The organism is Corynebacterium sp. HMSC078H07, assembly GCF_001812805.1.
GTDB lineage: Bacteria > Actinomycetota > Actinomycetes > Mycobacteriales > Mycobacteriaceae > Corynebacterium.
The window spans coordinates 24,344-41,326 of the sequence record NZ_KV810515.1 but is presented as its reverse complement, the minus strand read 5'-3'; the positions used below and the strand labels follow the sequence as shown (position 1 = coordinate 41,326).

Here is a 16,983-nt window from a genome sequence, read left to right as displayed (position 1 = left end):
ATCGGGAACACTCAGATTGGGGTCAGCGTGCACGCGACGACCGATGCAGCATCCTGTTTAAAAAAGCACTTATAAAAAATATTTTCTAGTGCTTGCGCATGCGCGTCCACCACTAAGGAAAAACTGATACCCATGAAACCAATCAATGATCTACTCGCTACTCACGGTGTGCCTGTTTATGATCCTGACGATGCAACCTTAAGTAGTGGCGAGCACACCCAGGCGATCATCGTCGCGGCCTTGAACGAGCAGTAGGATCGTCTTGATGGTGGCCAGCAACTGAGCATCGTGAACGCTTTGGACGCGTCTACCGCTGCGACTGAAGAGGCCGAAAAGTGGGCGAAGGATCGCCTTCGCCCTGCCGAATAGCGCGCTATTCGGCGTAGACGGGACAACAAACGCAATGCTGGTCCAGATCCACGCTACAACTTTGTCTGGCCTGACCCACGATGTGTCTACTTTCCCGGGGTTAGGCCCGTATGCCTAGGACTCTGCAGTTAGGCGGCGCACGGCTTCCCGTATCACCTCAGGACGCTTGCAGAAGGCGAAGCGCACCTTGTACTTCCATGGCTCGGGGTTGTCCGTGAAGGCGGCCAGCGGGATGGCGGCAACACCTTTGGTTACAGGCAGCTGCATGCAGAAGTCCACGCTGGTCATGCCGGTGGAGGAGACGTCGGCAACCACGTAGTAGGTGCCGCCGGTGTCATGCACGTGGAAATCAAGCTGCTTGAGGCCTTCCACGAGGATGCTGCGGCACTGGGCAAGCTCATCCACCATGCCGTCCAGCCACTCTTGTTCATAACGTAGAGCATGGGCCACGGCGGGCTGGAATGGCGTGGTGGAGACGAAGGTGGTGAACTGCTTGGCTTTGATGACGCCGTCGAGAAGCTTAGGTTCCGCAACGGCCCAGCCGGTCTTCCATCCAGTGCAGTTGAAGGATTTGGCCGCAGAAGACACCGTAACGGTGCGAGAGGCCATCCCCGGCAGGGAGGCAATGCTAACGTGCTCGGCGTTGCCGAAGGTGAGGTTCTCGTAGACTTCATCGTCCAAGACGATGAGGTCCTTCTCCACGCAGAGCTCGGCGAGTTCGGTAAGTGCTTCGCGGGAAAAGACTGAGCCGGTCGGGTTGTGCGGGGTATTGATGATGACCATGGCGGTCTTGTCCGTGATAGCGGCACGCACGGCGTCGACGTCAATGTCCCAGCTATTGCCGGAGGCTTTGAGGGGGACGGGGATGCGGGCGGCGTCGGCAAGCGCGACGGCAGCGATGTACGCGTCGTAATAGGGCTCGAGGACGATAACTTCCTGGCCCGGCTCCACCAAGCCCAGCACCGTGGCTGTGATGGCCTCGGTCGCACCCGCGGTGACCACGACGTGCTCCTGTGGCACGGTGTAGGTTTCGGCAATGGCGCTGACTAGCTCCGGTACACCGCGCAGAGGAGCGTATTGGTTGTTGCCGCCGGCGATATTCTCCTGGGCAATCGCCAGCATGCGCTGCGGGCCGTCGCTATCGGGGAAACCCTGGCCTAGATTCACCGCATCATTCTCCACGGCGAGTGCGGTCATGGTGGCGAAGATAGTCTCGCCGAATTCTTCAAGCCTGTGAACAGTCATTTAGAGCACCAGAAGATCGTACTTCGTGGCCTTGATATCGGAAAGCCGCTTGCGGGCGCGTTCGAGACGTTGCCACTGATCTTCAGGGATGGCCTTGCGTGCCACGGTAACGGTCTCAGCGTCCGGGGTGCCCCACGCAATGGGCATCGGCGTGATCTGCTGCCAGTGCTCCTTGTCGCTGGAGCTGCGCTGGCCTGAGACGGCCGCAACCGGAACCTTGGTGCCGACCATGCGTTTGATGCCGGGAATGTTGCTAACGGTACGCAGGCAGGCGCCCCAGCGCGGGGGGAGCTTGGGGTCGACGTTGGTGTTTACCAGGGCCAGAAGCACCATGTCACGCTCATTGACCTCCGCTACCACCGCGGGTGCGAGAGGGTAGGAGTCATAGAGCTTTTGCGCCGAACCGATCTGACGGGAGGCCAGCACACCAATAACGGCGCAGAAAATACCAAAGAGCACCATGCCTAGGCCTACGGTGATGCGCCAGGTGGCGTCGATCCCGAAATAGAGCGCAATGCCGCCAATGATGAGCAGCAGCCCCATGATGAGACCGGAATTGCGCAGGCGTGAAGAATCACGCAGGAGCTCGTTGTTCTGCTTGGCAAAGTCCTCGTGGACATCAAACTTGAAAATCTTCATTAGGTCACAAGTCTACTGCGTCCACCAGCCGGTAGGCATAGCCTTGTTCCGCCAAAAAGCGCTGGCGGTGCATGGCGTACTCCGCATCAAGGGATTCGCGGGCCACGAGCGTGTAAAACGTCGCTTCTTGGCCGTCCTTTTTGGGCCGCAGCAGGCGGCCCAGGCGTTGGGCCTCCTCCTGGCGGGAGCCGAAAGTTCCGGAGACCTGGATAGCGAGGGCGGCTTCCGGCAGGTCGATGGAAAAGTTCGCCACTTTGGAGACGACGAGCGTGGTGAGTTCGCCTTCGCGGAATTGTTGGAAGAGTTTCTCGCGTTTGGCGGTCGAGGTCTTGCCATCGATGACGGGCGCGTCTAAGTGCTGGCCTAGTTCCTCAAGCTGATCCACGTAGGCGCCGATGATGAGCGCTTGCTGGCCTTTATGTTTCTTGAGCAGAGTGTCCACGGTGTGGAGCTTCGCGCTTGCCGACGCCGCAATTCTGTACCTATCCCGCGACTCTGCTGTGGCATAGAGCATGCGCTCTTCCTGCGTCATGTCCACGCGCACCTCAACGCAGTCTGCGGTGGCGATATAGCCGGCGGTTTCCAGCTCCTTCCACGGCGCGTCATAGCGTTTGGGCCCGATGAGGGAAAAGACGTCACCTTCGCGGCCATCCTCGCGTACGAGGGTAGCGGTAAGCCCTAGGCGGCGGCGCGATTGGAGGTCGGAGGTCATGCGGAAGACCGGGGCGGGGAGCAGGTGGACCTCGTCGTAGATGATAAGGCCCCAGTCCCGGGAGTCGAAGAGCTCGAGCGCTCGGTATTCACCTTTAGTCTTGCGGGTGACCACCTGGTAGGTGGCGATGGTAATAGGTTTGATTTCTTTCTTCTCGCCGGAATACTCACCGATCTCATTCGGGGTGAGACTGGTACGGCGCAGCAGCTCATCGCGCCACTGGCGCCCAGCCACGGTGTTGGTGACGAGGATGAGGGTGGTGGCCTGGGCCTTGGCCATGGCGGCTGCGCCGACGATGGTTTTGCCCGCACCGCACGGCAGAACCACGATGCCGGAGCCGCCGGCCCAGAAGGACTCGGCGGCGTACTGCTGATAATCGCGAAGCTGCCAGTCCACTTCCTCCGTGCTCAGAGCTATGGGATGGGATTCGCCATCGACGTAGCCGGCGCGGTCATCTGCCGGCCACTTGGCTTTGAGAAGCTCTTGTTTTAACCGACCGCGCGCAGAAGGCGGCACGGCGATGGAGTTGTCATCGATGCGTTGGCCCAAAAGCTCGCCCACCTTCTTGTGGCGCGTGAGCTCTTCCAGAATAGCGGGTTCGTCCGATTCGAGGATGAGGCCGTAGGCCGGGTGGGCAAGCAGCCGGACGCGGCCGTAACGTGACATGGTCTCGGCGACGTCGATAAGCAGTGCCTGCGGGACTGGGAAACGGGAGAAGTTCTCCAATACATCGACAACTTGCTCCGCATCATGGCCGGCGGCGCGCGCATTCCACAAGGCCAGCGGGGTAATCCGGTAGGTGTGGATGTGTTCTGGCGCGCGCTCCAGCTCAGCAAAAGGCGCAAGCGCTGCTCGGGCCTGACTGGCCTGCGGGTGATCGACCTCCAGCAGGACTGTCTTATCCGACTGAACAATGAGCGGTCCGGACATAGTGTGGGAACGAGTCCTTTCTGGTCGGTTTTAATCGTCGCTGGCGAAGCGGACGGTGGAAATGCGGTGCACGGGGAATCGCACCGGCTTGCCCTCTGCACCGAGGGCATCGATGTAGCCGCCTTCGACAGACAGCGGCTTCACTGTGACGGTACGGATGCTGCCGCCCTTATCGGCGTAGGAAATCACGATATCAGCGTGGAAACGGGCGGCCGCACGGGCCAGAGTGAGGGGATCCGGTTCTTCCTCGTCCTTCGAGGCAGGGTTCTGTGCAGACTTTTTCAACGTCTGCACGGCCTGGTCCACCGAGAACGGTTCGTGCGCGCGTGTCTGCTTGCGCGGCGTAGGCAGAAGGTAGGGTTCCGGGGCAGCAGTAAGCGAGGCGCCGGATTCATCCTCTGGGGAGGGAGAAAGGCCCTTGTTGCGGAGCTTCTCCAGCAGCTCGCCGACGCGCAGCTGCGAGACCGCCACGGTGGGCGCGAGCAGGCGCAGCCCCGGAACGGAGGCAACAGCGAGCTCGAGCAGCGCAGGGTCCTCGCTGCGTAAATATGACAGTGCGGGTCCGGTGCGGAGGGTGCCGTGGCGCTTGGCGACGTCTCCGATGGCGAACTGGAGCGCCTGTGGCACGCCCGTGGGTGAATGCTTTTTAAGGAAGTCCGTCATTTCCTCCGCGGTGAGTCCATGGTCCATACCGCGGCGAATGGTGGATTCGCTGATGCGGTACACGCTGGCCAGACCTGGCGATTCGAGGTCCGCCAGCGAGGCCAACGTGCGGTGCGTGGCGGGTTCTAGCGGCCCCGGCACGAGGACGGTGAGGTCTTGCTGGATGATGAACTCGGAGACGGTATCGGGGACGAGGTGGGCGGCGGTGGAGGCGTCGATAAGCACCTGCGTGGCCTTGCCCAGAGCGACCGCACCAATCCATTCGGCCTCGGCGCGCAGCTTCTCAATGGTGCGGTTGCGGGTATGGCTGGCAAAAAGCGGGGAGCGGAAACATAGGTCTTCCCAGAATTCCTCCTCGGTGAGTGCGACGGCAGAGTGCGCATAGACGTCGAGAATGAATTTTCGGAAATGGCGGAGGCGGCGCACGTGGGTATCCTCCTCCAACGCGCGGGTGCCTTCCCAGCTCGCCCATGGTGAATCGCGCCAGGCCTCCAGCAGAATGCGCCACTTTTCCCCGAGGTCAGCCTCGAGCCACTCCTGGGAGCCGGTGGTGGGGGCCAGAAAATGACCCTCGAGGCCGTCAGGCTCGCCGCGGTAGAGCAGCCGCGCGTGATAACCCAAGCCGATAAGCTGCGCGACGTCCTCTTTATCTAGGTCCAGCTCCTTCGCCAGCTGGGTAAGCGAGCGCACGCCTACGGAGGAGTCCTTGAGCAATGGCACTGGATGAGCACCGAGAATCTCGATGAGCTGCTCCATGTTACGCACCACCCCCAGGCCGGCGGCTGCTCCGGCCTCATCCGCCTTTGAATCCGGCTCCGGGGTGCCGGCGCGTCCTGACGGCGTGGTGGGAATAGGTGGGGTGGCATCCCCGGCAAGTGTGCGGGCAAGTGCTCGCGGAAGGCGCATTGAGTGCGCATTGATGCGCTCAAGAAAGCCCTTGGCTAGGAGCCGCTTGGTGGGGTCATCAGAGTTGATATCCGGCTCAGTGTCAGTGGTGTATCCCACGCCCTCGCCGGCGGCCAAGGTCTCAAGGAGGCGGCGCTCGTCCTTGCTGAGCGCTTCGATGTCCTCTGCTTCGAAGCTTTCTTGGTTGAGCAGCGACCAGCCGGTAGGAAGCGAGCCCATCACTGCGGTGACGATGCGTACCTGCGGGGCATTGCCGAAGACCAGCCCGAGCTCTTTGAGCTGCTGCGTGACAATCGGATTGGTGTCCTCCACCATGCCCACCTCGCCGCCGCGCTGTGCAATGTCCTCCAAGGCCGCGAGCTGTTCTGCGTTGCTCGCGGACAGTGCATCCACCACGTACATGGGCAGCGTTAGACGGGTGGCCAATGTATCGAAATTCTCCGGCGTCGGTGCCACGACATCGCTGCGGCGCGCCAACAGCGCCCGCAGGTCCTCCTCGGGCAGCTGGCTGAGCCACTCGCGGTAGCTGTCGGTGATGCGGGCACGGCTTTTAGGAGAGGTCATGATGGACCCCAAGCTTAGTGCTTCGATGAACGGCAAGACGGGACCGGTCTGAGGCTCCGGAGAGCACTGCACCGATGTGGACGTTGATTGAGGCGCTAGCAGGCCATTGTGATTGTGCAGTAATTCTTGTACGGTTATTGTGCAAGAATTGCTGCACAATCTCTGGAGGCTTGATGTCACCTCGCGTTTACCGCCATCCGAGTACCGACGAAATCACTTTGGTTGGGGTGTTTGCCGCCTTGAGTGACCCGACGCGGCTGGAAATGATCCGACGGCTGGCAGACGGGGAGGAACATGACAGTCTGGAGCTGGCGGACGATCTGCCCCGGTCGACGCTGACGTATCACACACGCATGTTGCGGGAGGCAGGGGTGACGTGGACTCGGAGTGCGGGTCGCGCGTGTTTGATCCGGTTGCGGCGAGAAGACCTGGACCAGCTATTTCCGGGAGTGCTTGCAACGGCAATCGCCAACGCAGATTGCGGGGTGGATAAGCCATGATGCATCGGCTATGGCCATTCGTGCTAGGTAGCGTAGCGCTCGGCCTGGATGCATACGTTGTAGCGGGTCTCCTGCCTTTCATCGCAGAATCTCTTGATGCTAAGGAAGCCACGGTCGGACTGGGTGTTGCGGCTTTCACGGGCTCCTACGCGATCGTGGGGCCCTTACTGGCAGGACGAGCTGGGCAGAAGTCACGGGGCAGCCTTCTCGCTTCCTTGCTGGTATTTACTGTGGCGAACTTGGCTACGGCGCTTTCGCCTACAGTGGGGTTCTTTCTGGTCGCTCGTGTGGTGGCTGGCGCAGCAGCAGGTGTTTACTCGCCGCTGTCGTCCGCAGTCGCCGCCGAACTCGCGGGACAGGAACGTCGAGGGCGCGCTGTGGCGCTGGTGCTTGCCGGATTGGCGGTCGGCACCGTGTTCGGAGTCCCTGTCGGTTTGGCGCTGGCGCAGCGATGCGGCTGGCGCGCCGCGATGTTGTTGATCGTGGTCATCGGTGGTGCAGCGCTGGCAGGCATCGCGCTACGTGGCGGGGAATTGCCAGCAATTCCAGCCTCAGTCCCCGCTGAACGGCTGCGGTCCATAACGCGTCCAAAAAATCTACTTACAGTCACCGTGACTCTACTGACAGGCGTCGCTTCTCTGGGTCTCTACACCTACCTGGCTGTCGTACTTTCCGCGGGAAGTCTCGCATCGCACCAGAACATGGCGATTTGGATGTGGGGTCTCGGCGGGGCGGTTGGGGCATTAGGAATCGGGTGGCTCGTGGACAGGTGTGACCCCCTTCGCTTGAGTGCTGTCATTCTTGCTGCCCTTGCATGTGCACTTGCCGGTATGACTCAAAGTGAGATTCCAGGAATACTGGTGGTTAGTTTGTTCATTTGGGGGTTGTGTGGTTGGGCGTCTCTCGCGCCTCAGCAGCATGTGCTCCTTCAGGCGAATCCTACCGATGGTGCTACGGCTGTGGCTGCGAATGCTTCGGCCAACTACCTGGGCTCGGCACTGGGGGCGACCATCGGTTCACTGTTAGTCGCTGCGCATGTGGCGCCGACTGTTCTGTGTGGTTCCGCTTCGGCCGTAGCCGTGTTCGCACTGCTCTGCCAGCTTGTTCGACAGCGCATGGGTTTCAAGGCGTAGATATATGCATCTCAACGCCGTGGGGGCGGAGGCTGATTCGAGCGATCAAGCAGTTCAACGCTTACGGTGCCACGGTCGGGGCTTGGTTTCGGGGGCCGATGAAGGCGTTGCAACGAGAGTCATTTCTTGATGGGGGAGGGTTGGGGCACTCGTTGCTGAGTTGAGTTACTTTTTGCCGCAGGGTTTGGAATAATGGGAGGCATGTCGAACGAGAACAAAGGCCACATTTCCCCGGCTTGGCCAAAGAACAGCCCCCGCGAGCACGCCATTACTGAGATCTCCGCACCGTTTGCTGGCGCATCCAGCCCTTTCGGTGACGATCTGATTCTGCCGATGCCGGCAGAGAAGCTGAACTACGTTCACCCGTACACTCGCATTAACCGCTAAGCGGGCGCGCGGTTGCTACGCACCCCCGGCATATGATGTGGCCGCGCTTTACGCGGCCTAGTAAGCCCCTCCGAGAATGTTCTCCTCGGTGGGGCTATACGTGTTTGTGCCGTACCTAAACGGCACGGGCTTGGGCCTTGAATCCATCGAGCAATGTATCGATGAGCCTGGCCTGCAATCCCGACAGGTACTCGGCGTTCATTGGCGCGCCGGGCAGTGGGCGGGTGATGAGGCCGATGCCGATGTGAAGTTCGAGTGGGGTGAGCGACTTGGGGTAGAGGTGTGCGCGTTGAGCGGGCTCGAGAATGGACTGGTAAATCGACTCAAGTTCTGTGGTGCGATGAGTGACGATCTTCTGCACGTCCTCATCTGAGAACGTGGCCGTATTCACCTCGGCTGCCGCTGCCTGAACAACCGCGGCGAAGTTAAGGCCGGCGATGCGATGAATGGTGTCGCGCCACGTGCCCTCTGGGTTTTCGTCAAAGCTCTGTAGGTGGCTGTCGATTTCTTCCTTGATTCGTGCTACTTCCGCGCCACTGACAGCGTCAATGAGGGAAAGCCGCTCGGGGAAGTGGCGTGAGACTGTGGCGACGCCCACGCCGGCCTTCTTAGCGATTGCGCGCATGGACACGCCTGGTCCTTCGCTAATGAGCAGTTGCCGCGCTGCGGCAACAATGGCTTGCTTGTTTTCTGTTGCGTCTTGTCTCACAAGTTGCATCATAGCAAATGGAACACTACGCTCCACTTTGTAAGTGAAGCACTGTGATCCATTTGGAGAGTGGAAAATGCCAAACGCGATACCTCAGGAAAAGAAAAAGCCGTCTGTGGCTGCGAAGTCGATGGCAGCGATCGTTGGAATTCCCATTGTCATTGGGCTTATGCTGTGGGCCTTCTTGGCGCCAACCTTCGCGTCGGGGCCCGCGGGCGTCCCGATCGCGCTGTCTGCGCCGGAGCCCATGCAGGACAGTATTGTGCAGAAAATTGAAGAAGGCGCGGGAGAGGATGCGCCGGAGATCGTCGTCAAGCACGGCGAAGAAGAAGTACGTGACGCGGTTCTCAACCGTGAGGCCGTGGGCGGATTGGTCCTTGCACCAGAGGGAGCGAAGGCGTTTACGGCCTCCGGAAATGGTGCCCCCTATGTAGCGCTGATCGACGGCATTGCGAGCCAGCTTGAGGCCCAGGGTATGTCCGTGGAAAAGGAAGATATAGCGCCCACGACTGCCGATGACCCGCAAGCAAGTGGAATTGCGCTGCTTGGATTGCCGCTGGCATTTGGTGGTGTCATTTCCGCTGTGATTGCGACCTTTGGGTTCTGTGGTAAGAAGTGGGCAAAACTGGGAGTGCTGTGCGGAATTGCCGTGCTGGGCGCGCTGGTTGCCACGTGGATGCTGCACTCGGTGTACGGAACTCTGAGTGGGAGCTTTTTTGCTGAGTGGGCGGCGATTGCAGCGGGAATTCTTGCAACGTCCCTGTTTACCGCAGGGCTTGCGGGCCTCATTGGCACTGTGGGTATTGGTGTCGGAGCGATCCTGACCATCTTCCTGTCGAACCCTCTCTCCGGTCTGGCAACCGGACCGTGGCTCTTGCCTGCGGGGTGGGCAACGCTGGGACAGTGGATGCCGATTGGCGCAACGGGCTTTCTCGTTCGTTCGCTGTCCTTCTTTGACGGCCAGGGAAGCGGCAGCGCGTGGTGGATACTAGCGCTGTGGATTGTGGTCGGACTGGTGCTGTTGGTCTTTGACCGTTCCAAGCCGAAGCCTGTGGTTGCAGAGGTGACTGAGTAAATAAAGGAACGTGAAAGGGGGCCGACCGGATAATGTCCGGTCGGCCCCCTTTCGCTGTCTGCGCTGTTGTGAGCGCTAAGTCTTTTTAGGACTCCTGAGCGGCGATGATGGTCAGGAACTGTGCCAGCGGGTCGATGACGTGGCGGTTTGCGGAGTAGAACGCATCGTAGTCGTGGCGGTTAGCCTTGTACTGCTCGGTGAAGGATGCCGGGATGGTCAGGCCGTACTGGGTAGCGGTGTCCTCAACCAAGGTGTAGAGAGCATCAACGGCCAGCTCGTCGGTCGGCTGCTCCTCGGCAGCTTCCTTCACGACCTCCGGTGCGTCGGCCGGAGCCTTCGGAGCGGTCTCTTCCTTAGCCGGAGCCGGGGTTGCGGCCGGTGCCGGAGCAGCGCTGACGTTGCGCGGGGTCGGAGCGGAGTTCAGGCCCAGGCTTGCGGAGCAAGCCGGCCATGCGCCCCAGCCCTGCTGTGCCAGGGTGCGCTCAGCAACAGCGATCTGCTGCTCGCGGGTAGCCAGGTTAGCGGTCGGAGCGAACTCGCCGCCGCCGTATGCCTGCCAGGTCTGAGCGTTGAACTGCAGACCGCCGTGGTAGCCGTTGCCGGTGTTGATAGCCCAGTTACCGCCGGACTCGCACTGTGCGAGGCGGTCCCAATCAGAATCCGGGGCAGCGGCAGCGTTCGGAGCCATGATGGCTGCAGCAGCACCCACGGCAACGGTGGAAGCGGCGAACTTGGTTGCGATGGACTTGTTCTTAGCGGAGTGGCGTCCCATTAAAGTATTCCTTCTCTAGGTTGTCTCTTGCTTTCTCGCGCCCAGATAGTGCCCAGTCCGGCAAATGTTTATGTGAAAGATGTTCATTTTCATGCACATCATTGTTGGCCGCTGTGTGGAAGCCCGGACTGTGTCTGGGGCGAGACTTCCACGGCCGGCGGCCGAAGTGCCTGAGGGAAACAGTAGCGGTTTATAACGAATCAGTCACGTTAAATGACTCAAAACGGTAACAAGAGTCGTGATATAAGCCTGTTTCCCCAGCTCGCAAGCTTAATGTTAGGTATGTCACACCTGTAACGGGTGTCGTGGTTGGGTCGATACATACCGTAGGTTTCTTCGGTGGGGGCGCCAGGGGTTAGAATGAATCTCTTTATTAGTTCCACCGGACAGTTCCCGCGCGCGGCCTGACAAACCTCAACCGAGCTTCGCCGCGCCTCCTCTTCCGGGAGTCGAACGCTCATGGGTTACGTGCCCCCGGCAGCGCCTAAACTTCTATAGAGGAGAGACGGAAAGAAAGTGAGTGAAGAACCATGCCTATCGGCAAAGTGAAGTGGTATGACGCCGACAAGGGTTTCGGCTTTGTGAGCAACCCCGGCGATGAAGACGTTTACGTGGGCCGCAACGTGCTGCCTAAGGGCGTTGATGAGCTATTCCAGGGCCAGCGCATCGAGTTCGATTTCGCCGCTGGTCGCCGCGGCCCGCAGGCCCTGCGCGTCAAAGTGCTCGATGCGCCGCGCCGTCGCACCCCGGCCCGCAAGCCGGAGGAGCTGTCGAGCATGCTTTCCGACGTCATGACGTTGCTCGAGACCCAGGTCCAGCCGGTCTTAAGCCAGGGCCGTTACCCAGAGCGTAAGACGGGCCGCCAGGTGGCGGAGATTCTGCGCGCTATTGCTAAGGACTTGGATAGCTAGGGGCTTAAAGTCTTGAAAAGTGCCCTAACTGACGAAAGTCTGGCTGATTTTTGAATGATCAGTCCTACTTTTGGCAGTTAGGGCACTTTTGTTTGTTCGGAAGGGTATGCTGCAGCGCGGCTACTTGTCTTTAGGAGCTTCTGCGGGTGTCTCTGCATCACCGGTGGCCTTGGATTCCTTGAGCTGCTCCTCGGTCATCGTGGAGAGGGACCACACGGTGTGCATCGGGGTTTCCTCGCCGTTGGCATCGTGGCCAATCATGAGGGTGGAAATCTCCACCACCATCAGCTGTGGGCGCTCGCCCGTGGAGACCTCGATGGGGTCGACGGAGCCAGGGATCTCCAACGAGGTGGTGTCGTTGGCGCCGTGAGAGGTGCTGTCATTGGCCGCTGGGGCATCGTAAATCGAAAGCACGGACCACTCGTGGTTGTATATGGCCTCAGGGATTTCCAGCTTGAGGGTGTCATCTGGCCCCACCGTGAGGTTAGGAACTTCGCCTTCCTGGCATTCGGTTCCGGGCTCGCAGATACTGTACGGCGAGACCTCCACGGTCTCATCACCCACCGAGGCCGTGATGGTGACGTCCTGCGGCTCGGGACCGGGGCGGTCATTCCACCATTTCTGGAATAGCACTACCGCCACGACGATCACCGCCACGGCGATAATGAGCGCCAGAAACTGCAGCAGTGACTTCTTCCTTGCTTGCTTCACGGTTGCCATGGCTGAGAATCCTACTCGAAGCGCACCCGGTACAAGTCATCCCAGAGCTTGCCGGTGATCCAAAACTCGTCCGTACCTGGGATATGGGCAATGCCGTTGAGCACAGCATTGGGGTCGTCATAGGGGCGGTGGTTGAGGTTAGCGGTGTCGATCACTGCGGTGACCTCGCCGGTCTTAGGATCAATGCGCAGGATGTCCTCGCTCATCCACACATTGGCATAGACCTGCCCGTCAACGCATTCGAGCTCATTGAGGTTGTCCACGGGAGAACCTTCCAAGGTAACCGTGGTGCGGGAGCCACGTTCCTCAAAGTTCTCAGGGTCGAGGTGGCGCAACTCGGAGGAGCCATCAGACATGATTAGCTCGGAACCTGCGTTGCACAGGCCCCATCCTTCGCCGTCGTACTCGGCGTGGTTGAGCTCAGCAAACGTGGTGGAATCGCGCAGTATGGCCGTGCCGGATTTCCATGTCAGCTGCCAAATACCGGCATCGGTTTGGGTAATGCCCTCGCCGAAGTGGGAGTTGTTCAGTGCAATCTCTTCCAACGGGTTGAGCGATCCCGGCCGCACGCGCAGTAGTGTGGATTTGCCGTAGAGGCCGGTGCCGATGAGTAGGTTGCCATCAGGGTCTACTTCCAAACCCTGGGTAAAGGTGTGGGGGAGAAGCGGGACGGTGTCGAGGACAGTTACCCCTAGGCGTTCGGCCTTAGACGCGCTAGCAGAAGCATCCTGGGAGATGGCATGCGTACTCGGCGCAGTCTCCTCGCCTTCGGGGCTCGACGAGCAGGAGGAGAGGGATGCGAGAAGGGCCGTTGCGGAGAGTACAGCGGCAACAAGGCGGGGCGTGCAGATGCGGGAAGAGAGCGGCATGTCTGTCATTGTGCACTATGGTGACGGCCGTGATGGATAATGGGAGGGTGACTCGCAAGAAAAAGATGCATTCCCCGCTCCTCGATTCCGCCGCAGTCGACCTAGCGCGCCGGGCTGTGGAAGAGGTGGGTGAGGGGGACGTCGGCAAGCACCGCGGTGTCGCCGGAGTGGGCCGTAACGTGGCTACCCACCGCTTTGAGGCGCACGTTCCTGGCTACCCCGGCTGGGAGTGGCATGCAGTGGTCGCCTGCGCTGAAGGGTCGCGCACGCCGACGGTCAACGAGGTAGCCCTGGTCCCTGGAGGTCAGGCCCTTCAGGCCCCGGAGTGGGTGCCCTATTCCGAGCGGCTGCGCCCAGGTGACCTTGGCCCGGGGGACCTGATGCCGCCCGCGCTTGACGATGACCGCCTTGCAGACGGTGAGCTTTCTGAGACTGGCCTCAAGGAGGCTAAGGAGCGCTGGCGTAAGAAGTACGGGCCGAATTCGGAGATGGCCGCGCAGGCGCAGCTGCAGTGCAAAACCTGCGCTTTCTTTTTGAAGCTTCTACCCAATTTTGGCGTGTGTGCCAATGAATACTCTGCGGACGGCAAAGTGGTGCACGCCACTTATGGATGTGGTGCGCATTCGGGTACGACCATCCGTGAAGAGGGATCTGAGCAGGAAAGGCCCTTCGACGACGAGAAACCAATCTTTTAAAGCGCTCGTCACCTCCCGCTCGCAGCGATGATGTAGCGGGCGGGTTTTGCGTTTTAGTGGTCAGGTGGAGCACCCTTAGCAGGTAAAACTTCATTTCTCTAGATAGAAGGGGCGCTCTCTCACGATGAACGCAGCTATCGATCGCTATTTCAAGGTCACGGAACGTGGCTCCACTATCGGCACCGAGGTGCGTGCCGGTGTGGTCTCGTTCTTTGCGATGGCCTACATCATTCTCCTCAACCCTCTCATCCTAGGCACCTCGGAAGACTCCGCCGGCACTACCCTCGGCATCCCCCGGGTGGCTGCCGCTACCGCTTTCGTGGCCGGTGTCATGACCATTGCCTTCGGCGTTATCGCCCGCTATCCGTTCGCCATGGCGGCGGGCCTGGGCATGAATACCTTCGTGGCCGTGACCATGGTGTCTCTCAACGGGCTGGAGTGGCGTGAGGCCATGGGCCTTGTTGTTATTGAAGGCATCATCATTGTCCTACTGGCTATCTCTGGTTTCCGCCAGGCCGTCTTTGACGCCATTCCTGCCTCCATGAAGGCGGCGATGGGTGTCGGTATCGGCATGTTCATTGCGCTCATCGGATTCGTGGACGGCCACTTTGTCACCCGTGTTCCGGATGCGGCGATGACGACTGTTCCGGTGGGCCTCGGCGTTAACGGCTCCATTTCCACCTGGCCGGCCTTCGTCTTCATTGTGGGCCTGATTCTCTCCGGCTTCTTTGTCATTCGTCAGGTGCGCGGTGGCCTCTTCATTGGCATCGTCATCACCACCATCATCGCCATGATTATCCAGGCTCTCACTGGTAGTGAGGGCTGGGGCATGGCGACGCCGGAAATCCCGAGCTCCCTCGGCGGCATTCCGGACTTGTCGATTGTGGGCCAGGTGGATCCCATTGGTGCGTTCACCAGGCTCGGCGTGGTTTCCACCGTGCTACTCATCTTCACGCTGCTGCTTACCAACTTCTTCGATGCCATGGGCACCATGAACGGTCTGGGCAAGCAGGCCAACCTCGTCGATGAGAACGGCAACCTGCCGGACATGAAGACCGCGCTGGTTGTGGAAGGCGTGGGTGCCGTGGCCGGTGGTGCCGGTTCAGTGTCTTCCAACACCGTCTTTGCGGATTCCGCTGCCGGTATTGGTGATGGTGCCCGGACAGGCCTCGCCAACGTGGTCACCGGTGTGATCTTCCTGCTGGCCATGTTCCTTACCCCGCTCTATGAAATTGTGCCGATTGAGGCGGCTGCGCCGGTTCTCGTCATCGTGGGCGTCATGATGGCCGCACAGCTCAAAGACATTGCCTGGACCCGCATGGAGGAGGCCATCCCGGCCTTCCTGACCATCGTGGTTATGCCCTTTACCTACTCCATTGCCAACGGTATCGGTGTGGGCTTCATTGCATATGCACTCATGGCTACCTTTGCTGGTAAGGCCAAGAAGGTTCACTGGATCATGTGGCTGGTTGCCGCGCTTTTCGTGGTCTACTTCGCTATGGGGCCGATTACCGCAGCGCTGGCCTAAGGGCCGATCCGCGCTAGCCCAGCGCTAAACTGGGCCTCATGCGTTTTATCATCGATGACCCTGCAGACCCTCGCTTGGACGATATCCGCGATTTGAAACACGCGGATAAATCCGGCGAGGGTTTCGTCTTTGGTGAAGGCCCCTTGTGCGTGGAGCGCCTGCTGGCCTCGCGCTTTCCGGTGCGTTGCATCATTGGTTTTGAGGCAAAACTCGATACGTTTCTGGAATCGCACGATGTAGGCGATATCCCCGTCTATCAGGTCACCCGCCACACCTTGGGGGAAGTCACCGGATTCGATATGCACCGCGGCCTGGTGGCTGCTGCCGACCGCGCAGAAGCATGGAGCGTGGACGAGGTCATCGACGGCGCCCGCACGCTTGCCATCATGGAAGGCGTGGGCGACCATGAGAATATCGGCTCGCTCTTCCGCAATGCTGCCGGCATGGAGGTTGACGGTATCCTGCTCGGCTCCGGGGCCGCGGACCCGCTCTACCGCCGCTCAGTGCGCGTGTCCATGGGGCACGTGCTGCGACTGCCTTGGGCTCGTTTCGACGGTGGCTTCACCACGTGGCAGCGTGGGCTGGAAAAACTGCGCGAGAAGGGCTTTAAACTCGTCTCGCTGACGCCGCACCCAGACGCCGTCCACATTGCTGAGGCCCTTGAAGGCGCTGAGAAAGTAGCACTGCTCGTCGGTGCGGAAGGCCCGGGCCTGACCGAACATGCGATGAAGGCTACGGACGTGCGTGCCCGCATCCCCATGGCGGAGGGGACCGATTCCCTCAACGTGGCAACGTCGGCGGCCATTGCCTTCTATGAGCGCCAGCGCTCCCAGAGAGTTCGGGACGTCGAGACCGCGTAGCGGCGCACGAGCCCGCCCAGATGCTTGGCGGTGCGCACGATTTCCTCACCGGTGGATTCCGGCTCGAGGTCGTGCTCCTCGTAATCGTCATAGTCATTAAGCCCCAGCTTCGCCACGGAGGTTGTCGCCACCTCAGCCACGCTGCGCCGCGGGGGAGGGGTATCCACTTTCGGCTCGGGGCGGCCATCGGTGGCATAGCCCACCACGTCCACGTCGGGGCCATCTGCTCCGACCTCGATGCCGAGCCAGTAGGCCTGGGCGGCTTCGGTAATGCTCTGCGGCTCGAAGGGCAGCGCGATGCCGCCGACCGGCTCATTCTTTTCACCGGCCCAGTAGGGCGCTTCAAAGATCTCCGGCAGGCCGTGATCCTCATACAGGTTGAAGCGCGTTCCGCACAGGGAACGGCGCAGGCGCGCGCCCGTCCAGTGGGCAAATCCTGCATAGCCGGTGTCCTTGTTGGAGGCGAAGGCATAAATTTCGTGGGCCGGCACGGCCTCGCGCAATGAGCGGGAGAGCTGCGAGAGGGTGAGCTGGTCATCACGGATGATGGTCTGCACCACGGTCACGCCGGGGTAGCCGCCGATGTAGAACTCGCTCGTGCCGGGTTCGGCGGAGCGGTTGAGCGGGAATTGCCCAATAGGAGTGACAGGGAGTGCCGGGTTGAGCTGTGCGAGAAATTTTCGGCCGAAGCCGCGGTCGGCCTTAGGCTCACTGCGCAGGACCTCAGCGGGGTCGGACGCAGTGACGTACCAGAGAGTGAGAACGGCGCTTTGGGTGTCCACGGTGTGTTACCTGA

Annotated in this window: 18 protein-coding genes; 9 read left to right on the top strand and 9 right to left on the bottom strand. The window is 60.5% G+C overall.

Annotation, left to right across the window (positions count from 1 at the left end; genetic code table 11):
* Positions 1-132 precede the first annotated feature (132 nt).
* Complete coding sequence (locus tag HMPREF2875_RS14100; RefSeq protein ID WP_256389716.1) at positions 133-255, top strand: hypothetical protein; 123 nt, start codon at positions 133-135, stop codon at positions 253-255.
* Between the two features lie 228 nt (positions 256-483).
* Here HMPREF2875_RS14100 and HMPREF2875_RS11245 read toward each other — a convergent pair whose 3' ends face one another.
* From HMPREF2875_RS11245 to HMPREF2875_RS11230, 4 genes are read right to left on the bottom strand one after another with little or no spacing between them, the layout of a single operon-like run.
* Positions 484-1,614 carry an aminotransferase class I/II-fold pyridoxal phosphate-dependent enzyme gene (locus tag HMPREF2875_RS11245; protein WP_070673204.1) on the bottom strand — a complete coding sequence of 377 codons (1,131 nt, stop codon included), beginning with the start codon at positions 1,612-1,614 and terminating at the stop codon, positions 484-486.
* On the bottom strand, positions 1,615-2,253 hold the full coding sequence (locus tag HMPREF2875_RS11240) for a DUF3239 domain-containing protein (RefSeq protein ID WP_070673202.1): 639 nt from the start codon (positions 2,251-2,253) through the stop codon (positions 1,615-1,617).
* Between the two features lie 4 nt (positions 2,254-2,257).
* On the bottom strand, positions 2,258-3,895 hold the full coding sequence (locus HMPREF2875_RS11235; protein WP_070673200.1) for a DNA repair helicase XPB: 1,638 nt from the start codon (positions 3,893-3,895) through the stop codon (positions 2,258-2,260).
* Positions 3,896-3,925: 30 nt separating this feature from the next.
* Positions 3,926-6,028 (bottom strand): helicase-associated domain-containing protein, encoded by a 2,103-nt coding sequence (locus HMPREF2875_RS11230; protein ID WP_070673211.1) that lies wholly within the window; start codon positions 6,026-6,028, stop codon positions 3,926-3,928.
* 74 nt (positions 6,029-6,102) lie between these two features.
* Between HMPREF2875_RS11230 and HMPREF2875_RS11225 the strand changes: the two genes are divergently transcribed.
* The 3 genes from HMPREF2875_RS11225 to HMPREF2875_RS11215 all read left to right on the top strand — a co-directional run bounded on the left by HMPREF2875_RS11225 (position 6,103) and on the right by HMPREF2875_RS11215 (position 8,048).
* Complete coding sequence (locus tag HMPREF2875_RS11225) at positions 6,103-6,528, top strand: ArsR/SmtB family transcription factor (protein ID WP_370552135.1); 426 nt, start codon at positions 6,103-6,105, stop codon at positions 6,526-6,528.
* Positions 6,525-7,661: an MFS transporter gene (locus HMPREF2875_RS11220; RefSeq protein ID WP_070673196.1), complete on the top strand. Its 1,137-nt coding sequence runs from the start codon at positions 6,525-6,527 to the stop codon at positions 7,659-7,661. Before HMPREF2875_RS11225 ends, HMPREF2875_RS11220 begins: the two co-directional genes overlap by 4 nt.
* Before the next feature lie 201 nt (positions 7,662-7,862).
* Positions 7,863-8,048 (top strand): hypothetical protein, encoded by a 186-nt coding sequence (locus tag HMPREF2875_RS11215; protein ID WP_042529958.1) that lies wholly within the window; start codon positions 7,863-7,865, stop codon positions 8,046-8,048.
* A 115-nt stretch (positions 8,049-8,163) separates the two neighbouring features.
* Here HMPREF2875_RS11215 and HMPREF2875_RS11210 read toward each other — a convergent pair whose 3' ends face one another.
* Positions 8,164-8,766, bottom strand: a complete 603-nt coding sequence (locus HMPREF2875_RS11210; protein WP_246817102.1) for a TetR/AcrR family transcriptional regulator — start codon at positions 8,764-8,766, stop codon at positions 8,164-8,166.
* Between the two features lie 67 nt (positions 8,767-8,833).
* Between HMPREF2875_RS11210 and HMPREF2875_RS11205 the strand changes: the two genes are divergently transcribed.
* Positions 8,834-9,832, top strand: a complete 999-nt coding sequence (locus tag HMPREF2875_RS11205) for a hypothetical protein (RefSeq protein WP_070673192.1) — start codon at positions 8,834-8,836, stop codon at positions 9,830-9,832.
* Positions 9,833-9,917: 85 nt separating this feature from the next.
* Here HMPREF2875_RS11205 and HMPREF2875_RS11200 read toward each other — a convergent pair whose 3' ends face one another.
* Positions 9,918-10,604: a resuscitation-promoting factor Rpf1 domain-containing protein gene (locus HMPREF2875_RS11200; protein ID WP_070673190.1), complete on the bottom strand. Its 687-nt coding sequence runs from the start codon at positions 10,602-10,604 to the stop codon at positions 9,918-9,920.
* Positions 10,605-11,134: 530 nt separating this feature from the next.
* Between HMPREF2875_RS11200 and HMPREF2875_RS11195 the strand changes: the two genes are divergently transcribed.
* On the top strand, positions 11,135-11,515 hold the full coding sequence (locus HMPREF2875_RS11195) for a cold-shock protein (protein ID WP_039674441.1): 381 nt from the start codon (positions 11,135-11,137) through the stop codon (positions 11,513-11,515).
* A 120-nt stretch (positions 11,516-11,635) separates the two neighbouring features.
* On the opposite strand, the gene HMPREF2875_RS11190 is transcribed toward HMPREF2875_RS11195, so the two are convergent.
* Both HMPREF2875_RS11190 and HMPREF2875_RS11185 read right to left on the bottom strand, forming a co-directional pair.
* Positions 11,636-12,235, bottom strand: coding sequence for a DUF2771 domain-containing protein (locus tag HMPREF2875_RS11190; protein WP_070673188.1), 600 nt, complete (start codon positions 12,233-12,235; stop codon positions 11,636-11,638).
* Positions 12,236-12,246: 11 nt separating this feature from the next.
* Entirely contained in the window at positions 12,247-13,113 is an 867-nt protein-coding gene (locus HMPREF2875_RS11185; RefSeq protein WP_070673186.1) for a glutaminyl-peptide cyclotransferase, read from the bottom strand.
* Positions 13,114-13,169: 56 nt separating this feature from the next.
* On the opposite strand from HMPREF2875_RS11185, the gene HMPREF2875_RS11180 reads away from it, so the two are divergent.
* The 3 genes from HMPREF2875_RS11180 (at position 13,170) to HMPREF2875_RS11170 (ending at position 16,187) form a co-directional block, all read left to right on the top strand.
* Positions 13,170-13,799, top strand: coding sequence for a DUF3027 domain-containing protein (locus HMPREF2875_RS11180; RefSeq protein WP_295805759.1), 630 nt, complete (start codon positions 13,170-13,172; stop codon positions 13,797-13,799).
* A gap of 124 nt (positions 13,800-13,923) precedes the next feature.
* Entirely contained in the window at positions 13,924-15,327 is a 1,404-nt protein-coding gene (locus HMPREF2875_RS11175) for an NCS2 family permease (RefSeq protein ID WP_070673184.1), read from the top strand.
* Between the two features lie 38 nt (positions 15,328-15,365).
* Positions 15,366-16,187 carry a TrmH family RNA methyltransferase gene (locus HMPREF2875_RS11170; RefSeq protein ID WP_070673182.1) on the top strand — a complete coding sequence of 274 codons (822 nt, stop codon included), beginning with the start codon at positions 15,366-15,368 and terminating at the stop codon, positions 16,185-16,187.
* Here the strand turns inward: HMPREF2875_RS11170 and HMPREF2875_RS11165 are convergent.
* Complete coding sequence (locus HMPREF2875_RS11165; protein WP_070673180.1) at positions 16,139-16,969, bottom strand: DUF6928 family protein; 831 nt, start codon at positions 16,967-16,969, stop codon at positions 16,139-16,141. The two genes, HMPREF2875_RS11170 and HMPREF2875_RS11165, sit on opposite strands and share 49 nt — an antisense overlap.
* Positions 16,970-16,983 lie beyond the last annotated feature (14 nt).

Coding starts and splice junctions, on each gene's coding strand:
- HMPREF2875_RS11205 (WP_070673192.1), top strand. CDS start 8,834: ATGCCAAACGCGATACCTCAGGAAAAGAAAAAGCCGTCTGTGGCTGCG.
- HMPREF2875_RS11210 (WP_246817102.1), bottom strand. CDS start 8,766: ATGCAACTTGTGAGACAAGACGCAACAGAAAACAAGCAAGCCATTGTT.
- HMPREF2875_RS11185 (WP_070673186.1), bottom strand. CDS start 13,113: ATGACAGACATGCCGCTCTCTTCCCGCATCTGCACGCCCCGCCTTGTT.
- HMPREF2875_RS11225 (WP_370552135.1), top strand. CDS start 6,103: ATGTGGACGTTGATTGAGGCGCTAGCAGGCCATTGTGATTGTGCAGTA.
- HMPREF2875_RS11180 (WP_295805759.1), top strand. CDS start 13,170: ATGCATTCCCCGCTCCTCGATTCCGCCGCAGTCGACCTAGCGCGCCGG.
- HMPREF2875_RS11245 (WP_070673204.1), bottom strand. CDS start 1,614: ATGACTGTTCACAGGCTTGAAGAATTCGGCGAGACTATCTTCGCCACC.
- HMPREF2875_RS11200 (WP_070673190.1), bottom strand. CDS start 10,604: ATGGGACGCCACTCCGCTAAGAACAAGTCCATCGCAACCAAGTTCGCC.
- HMPREF2875_RS14100 (WP_256389716.1), top strand. CDS start 133: ATGAAACCAATCAATGATCTACTCGCTACTCACGGTGTGCCTGTTTAT.
- HMPREF2875_RS11175 (WP_070673184.1), top strand. CDS start 13,924: ATGAACGCAGCTATCGATCGCTATTTCAAGGTCACGGAACGTGGCTCC.
- HMPREF2875_RS11195 (WP_039674441.1), top strand. CDS start 11,135: ATGCCTATCGGCAAAGTGAAGTGGTATGACGCCGACAAGGGTTTCGGC.
- HMPREF2875_RS11240 (WP_070673202.1), bottom strand. CDS start 2,253: ATGAAGATTTTCAAGTTTGATGTCCACGAGGACTTTGCCAAGCAGAAC.
- HMPREF2875_RS11230 (WP_070673211.1), bottom strand. CDS start 6,028: ATGACCTCTCCTAAAAGCCGTGCCCGCATCACCGACAGCTACCGCGAG.
- HMPREF2875_RS11170 (WP_070673182.1), top strand. CDS start 15,366: ATGCGTTTTATCATCGATGACCCTGCAGACCCTCGCTTGGACGATATC.
- HMPREF2875_RS11215 (WP_042529958.1), top strand. CDS start 7,863: ATGTCGAACGAGAACAAAGGCCACATTTCCCCGGCTTGGCCAAAGAAC.
- HMPREF2875_RS11235 (WP_070673200.1), bottom strand. CDS start 3,895: ATGTCCGGACCGCTCATTGTTCAGTCGGATAAGACAGTCCTGCTGGAG.
- HMPREF2875_RS11220 (WP_070673196.1), top strand. CDS start 6,525: ATGATGCATCGGCTATGGCCATTCGTGCTAGGTAGCGTAGCGCTCGGC.
- HMPREF2875_RS11190 (WP_070673188.1), bottom strand. CDS start 12,235: ATGGCAACCGTGAAGCAAGCAAGGAAGAAGTCACTGCTGCAGTTTCTG.